Source organism: Eubacterium sp. BL-380-WT-2B, assembly GCF_009696115.1.
GTDB classification, from domain to species: Bacteria; Bacillota; Clostridia; order Eubacteriales; family Eubacteriaceae; genus Eubacterium; species Eubacterium callanderi.
In genome coordinates this window covers 215,277-231,247 of the sequence record NZ_VUMP01000005.1, presented here as the reverse complement: position 1 = coordinate 231,247, position 15,971 = coordinate 215,277, and the positions used below count along the sequence as shown (strand labels likewise).

Annotated in this window: 14 protein-coding genes and 2 pseudogenes; all 16 read left to right on the top strand. The window is 48.7% G+C overall.

Going from position 1 to position 15,971, the window contains the following annotated elements; all coding sequences use genetic code 11:
• Positions 1 to 9: 9 nt before the first annotated feature.
• The 16 genes and pseudogenes from FYJ53_RS11520 (at position 10) to FYJ53_RS11445 (ending at position 15,968) form a co-directional block, all read left to right on the top strand.
• Positions 10 to 1,422, top strand: coding sequence for an aminotransferase class I/II-fold pyridoxal phosphate-dependent enzyme (locus FYJ53_RS11520; protein ID WP_148428412.1), 1,413 nt, complete (start codon positions 10 to 12; stop codon positions 1,420 to 1,422).
• A gap of 59 nt (positions 1,423 to 1,481) precedes the next feature.
• Positions 1,482 to 2,168: a deoxynucleoside kinase gene (locus tag FYJ53_RS11515; RefSeq protein WP_013382805.1), complete on the top strand. Its 687-nt coding sequence runs from the start codon at positions 1,482 to 1,484 to the stop codon at positions 2,166 to 2,168.
• On the top strand, positions 2,155 to 2,418 hold the full coding sequence (locus tag FYJ53_RS11510; RefSeq protein WP_013382804.1) for a hypothetical protein: 264 nt from the start codon (positions 2,155 to 2,157) through the stop codon (positions 2,416 to 2,418). Before FYJ53_RS11515 ends, FYJ53_RS11510 begins: the two co-directional genes overlap by 14 nt.
• A 12-nt stretch (positions 2,419 to 2,430) precedes the next feature.
• Complete coding sequence (gene holB, locus FYJ53_RS11505; protein WP_148428410.1) at positions 2,431 to 3,393, top strand: DNA polymerase III subunit delta'; 963 nt, start codon at positions 2,431 to 2,433, stop codon at positions 3,391 to 3,393.
• Positions 3,394 to 3,412: 19 nt separating this feature from the next.
• Positions 3,413 to 4,312 carry a stage 0 sporulation family protein gene (locus FYJ53_RS11500; protein ID WP_154557348.1) on the top strand — a complete coding sequence of 300 codons (900 nt, stop codon included), beginning with the start codon at positions 3,413 to 3,415 and terminating at the stop codon, positions 4,310 to 4,312.
• A gap of 66 nt (positions 4,313 to 4,378) precedes the next feature.
• Positions 4,379 to 4,549, top strand: coding sequence for a DUF362 domain-containing protein (locus FYJ53_RS11495; protein WP_013382801.1), 171 nt, complete (start codon positions 4,379 to 4,381; stop codon positions 4,547 to 4,549).
• 394 nt (positions 4,550 to 4,943) lie between these two features.
• Positions 4,944 to 5,600, top strand: a complete 657-nt coding sequence (locus tag FYJ53_RS11490; protein WP_154557347.1) for a sugar transferase — start codon at positions 4,944 to 4,946, stop codon at positions 5,598 to 5,600.
• Complete coding sequence (locus FYJ53_RS11485) at positions 5,597 to 6,793, top strand: glycosyltransferase family 4 protein (RefSeq protein ID WP_187367921.1); 1,197 nt, start codon at positions 5,597 to 5,599, stop codon at positions 6,791 to 6,793. Before FYJ53_RS11490 ends, FYJ53_RS11485 begins: the two co-directional genes overlap by 4 nt.
• A gap of 8 nt (positions 6,794 to 6,801) precedes the next feature.
• Positions 6,802 to 7,845 carry a polysaccharide biosynthesis protein gene (locus FYJ53_RS11480; RefSeq protein ID WP_148428404.1) on the top strand — a complete coding sequence of 348 codons (1,044 nt, stop codon included), beginning with the start codon at positions 6,802 to 6,804 and terminating at the stop codon, positions 7,843 to 7,845.
• Positions 7,846 to 7,855: 10 nt separating this feature from the next.
• Positions 7,856 to 9,052: an NAD-dependent epimerase/dehydratase family protein gene (locus tag FYJ53_RS11475; RefSeq protein ID WP_148428402.1), complete on the top strand. Its 1,197-nt coding sequence runs from the start codon at positions 7,856 to 7,858 to the stop codon at positions 9,050 to 9,052.
• Positions 9,009 to 10,137, top strand: a pseudogene (wecB, locus tag FYJ53_RS11470) (non-hydrolyzing UDP-N-acetylglucosamine 2-epimerase). The gene FYJ53_RS11475 and the pseudogene wecB overlap by 44 nt, the downstream one beginning before the upstream one ends.
• Positions 10,137 to 11,225: a glycosyltransferase family 4 protein gene (locus FYJ53_RS11465; protein WP_148428400.1), complete on the top strand. Its 1,089-nt coding sequence runs from the start codon at positions 10,137 to 10,139 to the stop codon at positions 11,223 to 11,225. Before wecB ends, FYJ53_RS11465 begins: the two are co-directional and overlap by 1 nt.
• Positions 11,203 to 12,516: pseudogene (locus FYJ53_RS11460) on the top strand (nucleotide sugar dehydrogenase). The gene FYJ53_RS11465 and the pseudogene FYJ53_RS11460 overlap by 23 nt, the downstream one beginning before the upstream one ends.
• A 1-nt stretch (position 12,517) precedes the next feature.
• Entirely contained in the window at positions 12,518 to 13,492 is a 975-nt protein-coding gene (locus tag FYJ53_RS11455; RefSeq protein WP_090411974.1) for an SDR family oxidoreductase, read from the top strand.
• Between the two features lie 39 nt (positions 13,493 to 13,531).
• A complete protein-coding gene (locus FYJ53_RS11450; protein WP_148428398.1) occupies positions 13,532 to 14,788 on the top strand; it encodes a hypothetical protein in 1,257 nt (418 codons plus the stop codon).
• Positions 14,775 to 15,968 (top strand): glycosyltransferase, encoded by a 1,194-nt coding sequence (locus FYJ53_RS11445; protein WP_148428396.1) that lies wholly within the window; start codon positions 14,775 to 14,777, stop codon positions 15,966 to 15,968. Before FYJ53_RS11450 ends, FYJ53_RS11445 begins: the two co-directional genes overlap by 14 nt.
• Positions 15,969 to 15,971 lie beyond the last annotated feature (3 nt).

Here is a 15,971-nt window from a genome sequence, read left to right as displayed (position 1 = left end):
AATAAATCCATGAAAAAACGAATTTTATATACAAGATTACAAGAACTGAGTGACAGAGGGACTTTGCGCTTTCATATGCCAGGGCACAAGGGAAAAATTTGCTTTGATAATGAGAACTGGGCAACCCTGGATACAACAGAAGTGCCTGGGGCGGATAACCTGCATGATCCCTCCGATATTCTTTTAAGGGTTCAGGAAAAACTGGCAGAGGCTTATGGATCAGAGGAGTCCTGCATACTGGTGGGCGGTACCACAGCCGGCATACAGAGCGCCGTCATGGGTGTGTGCAGAGAGGGCGACAGCCTCCTGGTGCCGCTGAACTGTCACCGCTCTGTTTACGCGGGGCTTGCTTTGGGCAGGGTAAAGGGTGTTTATTTTGAACCGGAATACGATGCTTGGCTGGGCTTTGGAAAACGCATTACTCCGGAGCAGGTAGAGAAAAAGCTGCAGGAGCATCCAGAGGTGAAGGGGATGATCCTGGTCAATCCCACCTATTACGGCACTGTCAGTGATGTGGCCGCCATAGCGGAGCTGCTTCACAAAAAGGGAAAGGTGCTGATCGTGGATGAAGCTCACGGAGCGCATCTGAAATTTTGTGCTGCGCTGCCGCCGGACGCGGTGAGCTGCGGGGCAGATATAGTTATCCAGAGCACACACAAGCTTTTAGGGGCTTTTACCCAGAGCTCCCTGCTGCATATGCAGGGAACATTGGTGGAAAGAAGCCGTGTCAAAAAGTTTTTGGCCATGCTTCAATCTTCAAGCCCCAGCTATCTTCTGATGATGAGTGTGGAAAACGCTGTGGATGAAGCCTGTGAAAAGGGAGAAGCCGTTTTTCAGGCAATCGCAGAGCGTTGGGATTATTACCGGAAACAGGTGGGAGCAGGTGACTGCATCGCCCTGTACACTCCGGGAGAAGAGCAGCTCTACGATAAAAGCAAATGGTTGCTGATGGTGAAGGACGGACAGGGAACGGCTGCTGAAAGGCGGCTGCTTACAGAGTTTAACATCCAGTGTGAGATGTCTGGTTTTAATTATGTGCTGGCCATGACAGGAATCGGCACTGCCGTTGACGAACTGGACCGGCTGATGGCAGCAGTGGCAGATATGAACAGAGACTGCCCGGAGGTCACAGAGCTGCCACAGGTCGGATTTGTCAGTCTCTGGAAGCACGAGGAGAAATATCCGCTTTGGCAGGCGCTCTGCAATATGGAAACTGGGAGAATGCCTCTGGCGGATGCTGCAGGCAGAGCGGCGGCGGGCTTTGTTATCCCGTATCCTCCGGGAATACCAGTGCTGCTGCCGGGAAGCCTGGTCACAGAGGAAACTGCCGCAGAGCTGCTCAGGCGGCAGAGAAATGGCGAGGCCGTTGTGGGAATCGACAGTGAGGGAAGGATTGAGGTCATTCTCAATTCTTCGTTTTAATGCATGGGTCGTTATGATATAATAATGCCTGAAATAAAATGAGAAAAGAAGGTTTATCAATGGAAAATAAAGGACAGCTGATTGTCATCGAGGGTGTTGACGGCAGCGGTAAGCAGACACAGACAGAAAAGCTCTACGACCGCCTGAAAAGGGAAGGGCAGCGGGTCATGAAGGTTTCCTATCCCCGTTACGATAAGGCGTCCTCCGCCATGGTGCGGCTGTACCTGTCCGGTGCTTTTGGAAATGACCCGGACAGCATCAGTCCTTATATCGCGTCGACCTTCTATGCAGCTGACCGCTATGCGTCCTATAAGGAGGATTACGAGACTTTTTACAGGGATGGCGGCATTGTGATCGCTGACCGCTACACCACCTCGAATATGGTTCATCAGGCGGGAAAAATCAGTGATCCGGAAGAGCGCGTCCGTTTTATGGACTGGCTGTCAGATTATGAGTTTAATAAGATGGAGCTGCCTGTGCCCGACGCGGTTTTCTTTTTGAATATACCGCCGGAGATCAACTTCAAGCTGATGGAGGGCCGCGCTAATAAAATAACAGGTGAGGCGGAAAAGGATATACATGAAAAAAGCCCAGAGCATCTGCTCCACGCATACCAGAATGCCCTTGAGCTCATTGAAAAATATAACTGGACAGAGATCGTATGCGTCTCGGAGGGAAAGCTCCGCAGCATTGAGGATATACACGAAGAAATATATGAGAGGGTGATGACAAGTGGAACGGTTTGAGGATCGCTACGCGCTTTTGAAGGTAGCCTATTCGGACATGGAATTTGCCGTGACGCGGAGTTTTCTGGAGGCGAACGGCATTAAGGTAACCTCGCGGGAAAAGGGGTTCGGCGGCCCGATCCGCAGTATTTTTATGGGAACCTTCACCACGGCCAATATTGAGATATTTGTGGACCCGGGAGATCTTGAGGAAGCGAAAAAACTGCTGAAAACAGATTTTTCGGAGTTAGCTGAGGAAGAATGGCACTAGGGAGGAGCAGTCATGTTTAAGGCAGTTGTTGAACAGGAGCGGATCAAAAAGCTTCTGGCGGGGAGCATTGCCAATCATGAGGTGAGCCACGCCTATCTCTTTGTGGGAAAAAAGGGCATTGGCAAGACCATGATGGCCCTTGAGTTTGCAAAGGCTCTTTTGTGCCGGGGCGATGAAAAGCCCTGCGGCACCTGCATTCCCTGTGAGAAGATCGAGCACGGAAACCACCCGGATGTTTTGATTACCCAGCCTGGAAAGGGTGAGAGCGCCATTAAAATTGACCAGGTACGTAAGCTCATCGCCACGCTGCCGGTCAAGCCCTTTGAAAGTGAGCTGCGGGTCAGCATTATAAAGGGCGGCGATAAAATGACGCCAGAGGCTCAGAACGCCCTGCTGAAATCGCTGGAGGAGCCAGAGCTCCATAATGTTTTCATCATCACAGCGGAAAACCTGGAAAAAATGCTGAACACCATCCGTTCACGCTGCCAGGTCCTGAGCTTTGAGCCGGTCTCGGATGCGGGCATCCGTGAGATTTTGAAACAGAAGGGCTGTGCCCCGGGCGAGGCCGTAGATCAGGCCATCTACAGCTGTGAGGGGTCCCCGGGAAAGGCTTTAGAATTTCTTGAAAATACCGAGCTGGAAAGCTTAAAAATTGAGGCACTCAATGTATTTTATGCTATACTTAAGGGAGATACCTTTAAGGCGTTCGCTTTCAGTGAAAAAATAGGGAAGGATAAAAACGCCAGTGCTGAGGTCCTGAATTTTCTGCTTGTCTGGTTTCACAGCATGGCGCTGTTTCTAGAAGGCGCGGAGGATGAAGGAAATCCTTATTACAGCTGGCAGGTAAAATACGCTTCGGTTTTGACGCCGCGTCAAAACAGCCGGATCGCAGAGATCCTTTTTGAGTTTATGAACACCCTGCAGTATAATGTCAACCTGAGGCTGCAGTGGGAAAGCGTCCTATTAAAAATATAAATTACAGGAGATACTATAGATGGCAAAATCAGTGGTTGGAGTCCGATTTAAAAAAGTCGGTAAAATTTATTATTTTGATCCGCAGAATCTGGAAGTAGAACAGTACGACCATGTCATTGTCGAGACGGTCCGCGGCGTGGAGTACGGCGAGGTTGCCCTGGGACCGAGGGAGATTGAGGATGATTTGATCACAGCGCCCATCAAGCCCGTTATAAGGAAAGCCACCGATAAGGATACATCGGATTTTGAGCGGCTGAAGCGCAAGGAAATTGAAGCAAAGGATATTTTTATCGAAAAGGCAAAAGCCCACAAGCTTGAGATGAAGCTCATTGATGTGGAGTATACCTTTGACAAGAAAAAGGCGATTTTTTACTTTACGGCCGACGGCCGCGTGGATTTCAGAGATCTGGTCAAGGATCTGGCAGCGGTGTTTAAGGTGCGCATCGAGCTGCGCCAGATCGGCGTCCGGGATGAGGCCAAGATTTTCAAAGGGCTGGGCGTATGCGGGAGAACCACCTGCTGCGCTCAGTGGCTGGGCGATTTTACCCCTGTGTCCATCAAAATGGCCAAGGAGCAGAACTTATCGCTGAATTCCACCAAAATATCCGGTATCTGCGGCAGGCTGCTGTGCTGCCTGACCTATGAACAGGAATTTTATGAGGAAGTCACCAAGAAGATGCCAAGAGTCGGCCAGCAGGTCATTACGTCGGACGGCGAGGGCGAGGTGTTTAAACTGAGCATTCTCGAGGAAACGGTCTTTGTCAAAATGCAGCTGGAAAAGGATGAAACCGAAGTCCGAAAATATCTGTTAGCGGATATTCAGAAGAAAAAGCAGGAAAAAAAGCCGGAGCGTAAGCCCGAGCGGAAACGCGAAAAAAAATCCGAAAAAAAACCTGAAAAAGGCAAAAAAGATAAATAATTGTCTTGCTTTAAATCAAGAATAAGATATAATAAAATAAATGTTGTTCAGAAAGGGGTGTATTAAATGGCTTACAAAATCACAGACGAATGTATCGCTTGCGGTTCTTGCGCAGATCAATGTCCAGTAGAAGCAATTTCTGAAGGTTCTATCTACGAAATTGATGAAGCTTTATGTACAGATTGCGGCGCTTGTGCTGATCAGTGCCCAGTAGAAGCAATTGTACCTGAAGACTAATAAGAATACAATGATGAAGAATATAAAAAACGCCATTCTTTAAGGGATGGCGTTTTTTATATTCTTTTTTTGTTTTGACCAGGATTTCATTGCTCTGTAAACTTTAGGGGATTCTTCAGCTATAAAGCTAAAATATTTTTTTTATATTTTAAGGATATTTTCAAAGATAATCATACGCATTTCTGGCAAAAACTGTCACAAACAGGTCAATTTTCAAACGTGAAAATTGTCAAAAGCTATATAATCAAAGAAAATATACTTTATAATAGAATATGCTGTATATAAAAAAGATAGAAAAAGTTGTTTTTCGCTGAAAGGATATTTTTGGCAGAAAAGAGTAACTTTTTAAAAAAGATGAAAGCAAAATGCAAATCAGAGAAAGGGTGTGGGGGGAATGGTCTATAGATGCTATATAAAAATACTAATTGATATTTTTGTAGCAGTGCTATCGCTGATCGCTTTGATGCCGGTGTTTGGTGTTATCGCCGCTGCTATTAAGTGGGACTCGGAAGGACCGGTGCTTTTTAAGCAGAAACGCTGCGGACAGTATGGGCGCACCTTTCTGATCTATAAATTCAGAACAATGTATAAAACTGCTCCATATGACAGGCCGGTGAAAGAGCTGAAAAATCCAGAGCAGTATATCACCAGAACCGGGCGGGTGCTGCGCAGGACAAGTCTGGACGAGCTGCCTCAGATTTTTAATATGATAAAGGGAGAGATGAGTTTAATTGGTCCACGTCCGTTTCTCTTGGCGGAGGGGGAGGTGCTGGCTGCCCGTGAAAAAGCTGGCATAACAGCAGTGAGGCCGGGGATCACGGGCCTGGCACAGATCAATGGACGCAACCGCATTAGCAATGACGAGAAAGTGGTTTTTGACAGGAAGTATGTTGAAAATATCTGTTTTCTTACAGATGCAGCCATTTTTTTCAAAACGATCCGTTATGTTATAAAACGACAGGATATTTATGAAGGGATGCTGGAGGAGGAGTGCCAGAAGTTGGGGCAAGCGCCAAAAACGTTCCGGAAATGGCAGGAGGACAATCAATGAGAATTTTTATGGTGAGTCCACATTATTACCCGGATACATTCCAGGTTACTGCCCTTTCAGCAGCACTTGTGAGGCGGGGACATCAGGTCAGGATATTGACTGGACTTCCGGATTACACAACCTCCCGGGTGCCAGAGGCATATCGGTATTTTAAGAATCGGAGGCAGTGGATTGATGGGGTGGAGGTGGTCCGTATACCGGTGATTGCTCGGAGAAGCGGTGCTTTCTTCCGCTGTATGAATTATCTTTCCTTTGCGCTGACAGCGGCCATTTATTGTCTGTTTATGCGTTGGCAGTTTGATGTGATTTACGTGTACGGGATCTCGCCGGTGACAGTGATTTTTCCTGCTGCTGTGCTTAAAAAGATTTCAAACAAGAAGCTGTTCTATTATTGTATGGATATATGGCCAGAATGCGTGAAGGTTTATGGCATCGGGGAAGGGAGTCTTTTTTACAGCATAATCAGCTGGCTTTCCAGAGGTCTTTATCGCCAGTGCGACCATATTGCCGTTACATCAAAGCCCTTTATCGACTATCTGCACTATGTCAATGATGTTCCCTTTGAAAAGATGGAGTACCTGCCTCAGGAAGCCGGTGACGATTATTTATCACAGGATTTAACTACAGAGCCGGATGGTATAACGAATTTTGTGTTCATGGGAAATATCGGAAAGGCTCAGGATGTGGCTTGTATTATTGAAGCAGCAGACAGGCTGAAGGGAACTCCCGGTTTTAGGATTCATCTGGTGGGGGATGGGTCGGACGCGGAGCGGTGCCGTGTGCTGGTTCGTGAAAAGGCTCTGGAAAATCAGATACTGTTCTACGGCAGACGTCCTCACGAGGAAATGGAAGATTACTACCGGCTGGCGGACGCCTGTCTGTTGACTCTCAATGGGGATACGGCAGTGGGATTGACACTTCCAGCCAAGCTCCAGGGATATATGGCGGCGGGGAAGCCAGTGATCGCAGCTGCAGACGGCGCTGTCCGGGAGGTGATTACAGAATCCGGCTGTGGTCTTTGTACTGGGGCCGGCGATGCGGAAGGTCTCGCGGAGCTGCTGCTGCGGTTTATGGAAAATACGACGCAGTACAGCAGCTGTGGCGAACGGGGACGCGCGTACTTCAAGAAGCATTTTACAGAAGAACGGCATTTAAACCAGCTTGAAAAACAGCTGGGCGAATTAATACAATGAGGTGAAAGATGTTAAAAAATAAGACACTGATGATTACAGGAGGAACCGGGTCCTTTGGCAACGCGGTGCTCAAACGTTTTTTGGCTACAGATATTAAGGAGATCCGGATTTTCTCCAGAGATGAAAAAAAACAAGATGATATGCGCAGGGCTTACGGAAACGAAAAAATCAAATTCTATCTCGGGGATGTCCGGGATAAGGCAAGCATCCAACACGCTCTTTACGGTGTGAATTATATTTTTCATGCTGCGGCCCTGAAGCAGGTGCCCTCCTGTGAGTTTTTCCCCATGGAGGCGGTTAAAACCAACGTGCTGGGGACAGACAATGTGCTGACCGCCGCCATTGAGGCTGGAGTAAGAAAAGTTGTCTGCCTGTCAACGGACAAAGCGGCTTATCCCATCAACGCTATGGGAACCTCTAAGGCCATGATGGAGAAAATGTTTATGGCGAAATCCCGGACGGTGGCTCCAGAGCGCACGGTTATCAGCGGAACCCGTTATGGGAATGTTCTGTGTTCCAGAGGGTCTGTGGTGCCTTTGTTCATTGATAAACTAAAGGCCGGTGAGCCATTGACAGTGACGAACCCGTCCATGACCCGCTTTGTCATGAGCCTTGAGGAGGCGGTGGAACTGGTGCTTTTTGCCTTTGAGAACGCGGATCCGGGGGATATCATGATTCCCAGGGTACCGTCCTGTACCATCGGCACACTGGCTGAAGCAGTTCAAGAGCTCTTTGGGGTAACCAGGGAAATCCAGACAATCGGTGTGCGCCACGGAGAGAAATTTCATGAAACACTCCTGACACGGGAGGAGGCATCACGCGCCATCGACCACGGGGGCTTTTTCAGAGTGCCCATGGATCAGCGTGACCTCAATTATGAAAAATATTTTTCGGAGGGGGAAACGGTAATTGCTGAGGAATTCACCTCAGACAGTGCAGAAATACTTAATGTGGAGCAGGTGATGGAAAAACTGAGGAACCTGCCGTATATTCAGAATGAGCTGGTGCAGTGGTACATCCAGAGCGGCAAGCACATTCGGCTTACAGCCTAGGAGAATAAAAATGAAGATACTTGTAACAGGAGCGGGAGGTTTTATCGGAAAAAATCTGGTGGCCGCATTGGAACATGTGGGCGTTTCTGGCAGTTGTCCAGAACTGGGGCAGGAAATTGTGAAGGTTCTGTGCTTTGGCCGAGAGTCGGAAAAGAAAACTCTTGAGCGCTATACCGCCGAGTGTGACTTTGTCTATCATCTGGCAGGGGTTAATCGGCCGGAAAAGCCCGAAGCTTTTGAAGAGGTCAATACTGGCCTGACCTGCGAATTGCTTTCTCTGCTTGAAAAGCACGGCAACAAAGCCCCGGTGGTACTGGCATCCTCAGTTCAGGCTGAAAAGGATAATCCTTACGGTAAAAGTAAGAAGAAAGCCGAAAGACTGGTGACACGTTACGGCAGGAAAAATGACGTTGAGACCTTTATTTACCGCCTGCCTAATATTTTTGGAAAATGGTGCCGCCCTTATTATAACAGTGTAGCCGCCACTTTCTGCCATCAGATCAGTCGGGGGCTACCGATCCATATTAATAACCCGGAAGCGGTTTTGCAGCTGGCTTATATCGATGATGTTATTACGGCAATGCTGGGCGCACTGACTGGAGGAGATCACCGTATTACAGAGACCTATGAGGTGACAGTGGGCAGTCTTGCCGAGAAGATAGAAGGTTTCAGAGAAAACAGGGAAAAGCTGGAGGTACCGGATATGGCAGATCCTCTGACCAAAAAACTTTACTCGGCTTACCTGACCTACCTGTCGGTGGATAATCTGAGCCAGCCGCTTAAAACCCATACCGATGCCCGGGGTGCCTTTGCGGAGTTCATTAAAACACCAGACCGCGGACAGCTTTCAGTCAATATCACAAAGGCAGGCGTGACACGCGGAGACCATTGGCACCACACAAAAAATGAAAAGTTCCTGGTGGTCAGAGGAACTGGGCGGATAAGGCTGAGACGGCTTGGAAGTGACCGGATTTTGGAATATCCGGTATCTGGTGAGCAGCTGGAGGTGATGGACATACCCGCGGGTTATACCCACGCGCTGGTTAATGACGGCAGCGAGGATATGGTTACGCTGATCTGGGCTTGTGAGATATTCGACCCACAGCAGCCAGATACCTACTCATTGGCGGTAGAACCAGAAATCATAAAGGAGGTAAGGCGGAATGAAAAAGCTGAAGCTCATGACGATTCTCGGAACACGGCCTGAAATTATCCGGCTGTCAGCAACGATAAAAAAATGTGACCAGTATTTTGACCATATTCTTGTGCATACCGGACAGAATTGGGATTATGCCCTGAACTAGATTTTTTTTTGAGAACCTGGGGCTTCGCGCTCCAGACCACTATCTGGACAGCGCAGGAGAAACGCTGGGCGAAACAATGGGGAATATTATTGCCAGAGCCTATGAAGTAATGGTGCGCGAAAAACCTGACGCCCTGCTGATTCTTGGTGATACAAATTCCGCCCTGTCGGCCATCAGCGCAAAAAGGCTAAAAATACCTATTTTTCACATGGAGGCCGGGAATCGCTGCTGGGACTGGAATGTGCCGGAGATGGTCAACCGGACCATTGTGGACCATATCGCAGATATTCACCTGCCCTACACAGAGAACTCAAGACGTTATCTGCTGAGGGAGGGAATCGATGGAAAAACCATCTTTGTCACCGGAAGCCCCATGCGTGAAGTGTTGGAGGAGCATCGGGAAGCCATCCGGGTATCTGGGATTCTTGAAACACTGGGGCTGGAGAAAAGCGGTTACTTTCTGCTGTCTGCCCACCGGGAGGAAAATATCGATGAGGAAAGGCATTTTCTCAGTCTGATGACAGCCGTCAACCAGCTGGCAGAAAAGCATCAGCTGCCTGTAGTCTATCCGACGCATCCCCGCAGCCGTAAGATGATTGAAAAACGGGGATTTGTATTTCATCCATTGGTAAAATCCATAAAACCTCTGGGATTTTTTGACTATAACAAGCTACAAAAAAATGCCCGCTGTGTCCTGTCAGATAGTGGCACCCTTTCAGAGGAAAGCGCATTGCTGAATTTTCCTGCAGTGCTGATCCGGACATCGACTGAACGCCCGGAGGTGTTTGACAAGGGGACTATGGTCATTGGCGGCATAACCACAAAGGAAATTGAGCAGGCTGTTGAACTGGCAGTACAGATGGCTGAAAACAATGAACCTCTGGTCATGGCAGGGGATTACACAGACACCAACGTTAGCGTCAAAGTCGTCAAGCTGGTCCAGAGTTATACCGCCATTGTAAATGAAACAACCTGGAGGAAAAAATAATGAGACTTTGTTTAATTGCCCCCATACCGCCACCTTATGGCGGCATTGCCAACTGGACGCGGCTGATCAGTGAACACATTGAGAAAAAGCAGCAGGATATTGAGTTGAATATTTTAGATACCGGCACTGGAAGAAGGACGACCGAGGGGAGGAGCCTCTGGGACCGCGTGGTGGTCAGCGGCATAAAAATGCTGGGGCTGAAGCGACGCCTAATCCGTGAAATAAAAAACAAACGGCCTGATGTCATTCATCTCACCACCAGCGGGAGCCTTGGCCTGATCCGGGATGGCCTGCTTCTGAAAACCGCGCGGAAAAACAGTATTCCTACAAACTACCACATCCGTTACGGCAGAATCCCACAGCTTGAAAAGGAGCATTCTGGAGAATGGAGGTATCAGCTGAAGGCCTGCCGGCTGGCTGATCGGGTAATTGTCATTGATTCTAAAAGCTATGCCTGCCTAAGACATTACTTGCCAGAGGAAAAGCTGTCTTATGTGCCAAATCCTATCAATCTTGAGGAACTTCCTGATCCCGGGGAAAAAAGAGGCCGGAAGATTGTTTTCTTGGGATGGGTGACACGGGAAAAAGGAACCTGGGAGCTTCTCGAAGCCTGGCAGGACTTAAAGCAGGAGTACCCAGACTGGATACTGGAAATTATAGGGCCTTTTCAGGAGGGTTTTGCCAGGACTTTAAAAAGAAAATTTAGCTTTGAAGGCGTTGAGCTGGTTGGTGAGCTGCCGCACACTCAGGCAATAAAACGCCTGAATGAGGCGGAAATTTTTGTACTGCCAAGCCACACTGAGGGGTTTCCAAACGCAGTTTTAGAGGCGATGGCATTGGGAAAGGCTGTTGTTGCCACCAGGGTAGGGGCCATACCAGATATGCTGGAAAACTGTGGCATATTGGTTGAAAAACACAGTCCGGATAATCTCAGGAAAGCCCTTGATGGACTGATGGATAATGCTGTGCTGCGGCAGAAGCTTGGTGACAGGGCCTTTGTGAAAGTGACTAATCAGTACAATCTGGAAAAAGTGATTGAACTGTACAATGAGATATGGAGGAATAATGAAACATTATGCAGCGCTTAAAAATAGTGAGACAAAACTATCTGTTATCGGACTGGGCTATGTGGGCCTGCCTATAGCCGCGGCTTTTTCAAAAAAGGTACCTGTCATCGGCTTTGACACGAACCAGAAAAAAATAGAAGTTTACAGGCAAGGTGAAGATCCCACAAGGGAAGTGGGTGATGAGGCGGTCAGGAACTGCTCTGTGGATTTCACAGGGGATGAAAAAAGGCTGGGGGAAGCGCGTTTCCATATCGTCACTGTACCCACTCCGGTCAGGCGTGATAAAACACCGGATCTTTCTCCGGTAAAGGCAGCCAGCTAGATTCTTGGCAGAAATCTGAAAAAGGGTTCGGTGGTAGTCTATGAAAGCACGGTTTATCCTGGCGTTACCGAGGAAATCTGTCTCCCAATATTGGAAAAAACCTCTGGCCTTAAATGTGGAAGGGATTTTAAGATTGGCTATTCACCAGAGCGTATCAATCCTGGAGATAAGGTACACCGGCTAGAGAATATTGTCAAGATTGTATCCGGCATGGACGCTGAAACTCTGGATACAGTGGCGGAGGTTTACAGCATGGTAGTAGAGGCCGGTGTACACCGGGCAGAGAGCATCCGGGTAGCTGAGGCGGCTAAGGTTATTGAGAACAGTCAGCGGGATATTAACATCGCCTTTATGAATGAGCTGTCTATTATGTTTAACAGGATGGGTATTGACACAAAGGCCGTTCTCGAAGCCGCAGGCACCAAATGGAATTTTATGGAGTTTACCCCTGGTCTGGTGGGCGGTCACTGTATCGGAGTAGATCCCTACTACCTGACCCATAAGGCAGAGATGTTAGGCTACAAATCTCAGGTGATCCTCTCCGGGCGCCGGATTAATGATAGTATGGGCTGTTATGTGGCTGAAAATGCTGTGAAACAGCTCATCAAAAAGGATGTGACTATTCCGCAGGCCCGTGTGGGGATTCTGGGTTTTACATTTAAGGAAAATTGCCCGGACAGCCGGAACACTAAGGTAATGGATATCATCAGGGAGCTCAGGGAATATGGCATTGAGCCAGTGGTGTGTGACCCCGAGGCCGATCCCGCGGAGGCCAGGGCTCATTTTGATATAAAGCTTTCAAATATCACTGATCTTGAGGAGCTGGATCTTTTGATCATCGCGGTGGCACACAGCCGCTTTAAAGAATTACCCCTTGAGGAGCTTAACCTGTTTTTTAAAAATAAAAAGAAAAAAATCCTTTTTGACTTGAAGGGCGTTTATGAAAAAAAGGACTGTGAAACGCAGAATTATACTTATTGGAGGCTTTAAGATGGGATATAAGCATTTGATATTTCCGAAGGGAAGTCGCTTTCTGGTGACAGGCGGGGCAGGCTTTATTGGCTCCGCTGTCTGCGAGGCACTGCTTTCCATGGGCTATTTTGTCCGCTGTCTGGACGATCTGTCAACTGGAAGTAAAGAAAATATCCGGCCCTTTTTTAATAATCCCGGCTTTGAGTTTATAAAGGGGGATATTCAGGATTATGACATCTGTCTGGAGGCATGTGGAGGAATAGACTATGTCTCGCACCAGGCGGCTTGGGGCAGCGTGCCCCGCAGCATCAAACTGCCGCTGCTTTACGAGGGCATCAATGTCAAGGGAACACTGAATATGCTGGAGGCGGCAAGACAGAAGGGCGTCAGGCGTTTTGTTTATGCTTCGTCCTCATCGGTTTACGGCGATGAGGAGAGACTCCCTAAAACAGAAAGCCAAATGGGAAACTGCCTGTCGCCCTATGCCCTGACCAAGAAAACGGCGGAGGAATACGCAGGGCTATACACCAGGCTTTATGGCCTTGAAACCATCGGATTCCGCTATTTTAATGTTTTTGGAAAACGCCAGAATCCTGAAGGCGTTTACGCTGCGGTTATACCGAAATTTGTCAAAAGCCTGATGGCAGGCGAGGCACCCCGGATCAATGGCGACGGCAGCCAGTCCAGAGATTTTACCTATATTGAAAACGCAGTGGAGGCAAACCTGAAGGGAATGCTGGCACCGAAGGAAGCGGCCGGAGCCGCATACAATATTGCCTGCGGCGGCCAGATCAGCCTGAACAGGCTGTATTATACCCTCTGCGGACTTTTGAACCGGGAGCTGCCCCCGGTTTACGGACCAGAGCGTCCGGGAGATATTCGCCATTCCTGTGCGGATATTACAGCGGCCAGGGAATTGCTGAGCTATGATCCGGATTACAGCTTTGAGGATGGTATTGAGAAAACCATTGAATGGTACAGGGAGCATATATAAGACGGACACGAGAATTCACAAAGGACTGCGAGGCGGTAAATGCCAAAGAAAATACCGGTACGAAAAGCCATGGTCTATCTGATCTTTTTTATTCTGATGATCAAGCAGCTTTACAGTTACGCAGGGATGGGCTATACACTGATTGAAAACAGCACCTATGGCTTCCAGCAGCTGCCGAGGATTGGGGGTGTCACCATCGCTCTGGATTACCTGGCGCTGGCACTGCTCATCACACTGTTTTTGGTGGAATACCCCAAAATTATCCGGAAGCTGACTGAGCTTGGAATGACCGCGCTGCTGGTCATGACCGGGGCAGTGGTGTGCTGGGCGTTTATTACCCTCATACGTTATGGGGCAAAGACTGTTTTGTACTCGGAGACCACGCCCGAGGTCTATCTGACCATTTTGGCAGTGGTGGTAGGTGTGGACGACAAGCTCTATGGAAGCTTCAGCAGAATAGCCCTGCGCATGGGTGTTTTCTCTCTGGCGGCCAGCCTGATTTCCTATCTGCTTTTTCTTAGTAAACACCCCTCTGGACTTATGGGGAATACAGCGGCCCTGATCCTTTATGTCCAGGGCTTCTGGCTTGTGGTTATCGGCAGCATTGATTATTTTAAGAAAAGGAAAAAGAGAGCTTTCATTTGTTTTCTGATGACCATATGTATGGTGCTGGCGCTTCTGTTTAACGCCAGAAGCTACGTGATCCAAAGCCTTATCTGGACGTTGGTGTTCCCTTATATCACGACACAGAAGGGGAAACGGGGGCGGTTCAGGGGCGTCTGGGCAGCTGTGGTCATCGGAGGACTGGCTTTTGCATTTGTGGCAAACTTTGAGCCGCACCTGTTTGAGACTTTTATGGAAAAAACCGACCGGGATACCCGGTCTTTCCAATATATTGAGCTTTTTTCCCAGACCAATCTGAAGGACTTTCTCATCGGGCAGGGTTATGCTTTTCAGTACTACTCACCGACGATGGGTGGCTTTTACAGCTATATTGATAACGGCTACCTGTTTTTGATGATGCGTTACGGTATTTCCATTTGCCTGCCTTATGTACTGCTGTTGGTTATGGGGATTTACAACAGCCTTTTTTACAACAAGGAACGGCTGATCCGGGGGTACAGCTTTGTGCTTATCATGTGGATGTGCGCTCTCGGCGGGCTGTCTGTATATACAATGCTGGTCTTTGATATTAAATGTCTGGCCATCGCAGTCGTTATCGGGCGGTGCCTTGCTATTCACCGGGAAAAAAGAAAAAAATCAGAGAAGGGAGCAAAAACAGATGCCAGACCATAAAATTTTATATATTATCCGCTGCGGACTTCCCGAAAGTGCGGCTGGGATTCGTGTTTTCCAAATGGCGCGCCTGCTTCAGAAAAACGGATATATTGTGAATTTTCTCTGCGCGGACCCTGTGGCTGCCGAAGGTGCGGCGAACCATGGACATGACCAGCAGACCGGAGACCGGGTTTACAGCTATCAGGGCTTTCGCTATTTTGTGCCAGAGCCCTCTGAAAGAGGCAGATTCAGAAACCTTGCTGAGCTGGTCACCGCCGAAAGGCTCTGCCGCCGGGTGAAAAAACACCAGTGTGCCGAAGGATATGATGTGTTTGTTTTGTACAATGACCCCGGCCCGCTGACCTGGAGACTGAGAAAATACTGCGCGCAGCAGAGCGTCCAGCTTATCGGGGACATTACCGAGTGGTATGCGCCGCGAAGCAGAGGTAAAATTGGCGAGCGGCTGATGCCTTTGATGGTCGGCCACCGAATACGGAGGCTGGACAAACGCTGTCTCGACGGAGTGATAGCGGTGAGCCCTTTTTTATATGATTATTACCGCAGAAAAGGCATGAAAACCATTTTTATTCCTCCGCTTATGCAGGGCAGCGGCCAGCAAACAGCTGTTAAGTACCATTATTACACACATCCGGTTATCAATCTGGTTTATACGGGCTCACCCGGGGAGAAGGATCTGCTGGTGCCGCTGTTTGAGGCGGTGGAACACCTTAACCGGAAAAAGCTGCGGTTTCGGCTGGACATCGCGGGTGTGGGAGAGGAGTACCTGAAAGTGGTATGGAAACATGGAAGCTACAGTGAACTGGGCATTTTTGCTCATGGCAGAGTCAGCCGCGAGGAGGCCCTTCTCCTTGGATATCGGGCGGATTTCTGTGTGCTGCTTAGAAAAGCCAAACGTTATGCCCGGGCAGGATTTTCCACCAAAATGGCTGAGTGCATGAGCAGCGGCACAGCGATGATCTGCAACGATGTATCCGGGCCGGAGCAGCTGCTGGTGAATGGCCGGGAGGGTTTTGTCATCGCGGGTCTGGAGGAGCTTGAAGCGATGTTGGAAAAGGTTGCGGGCATGGAGCAGAACCGTATTAAAGAGATAAAAGAAGCGGCCCGGGAAAAAGCAAAGGTGCTTTTTTCGCCAGCGGCTTACGCGGCTCCGCTGCTTAAGCTGATGGAAAAGAGGTAAAAA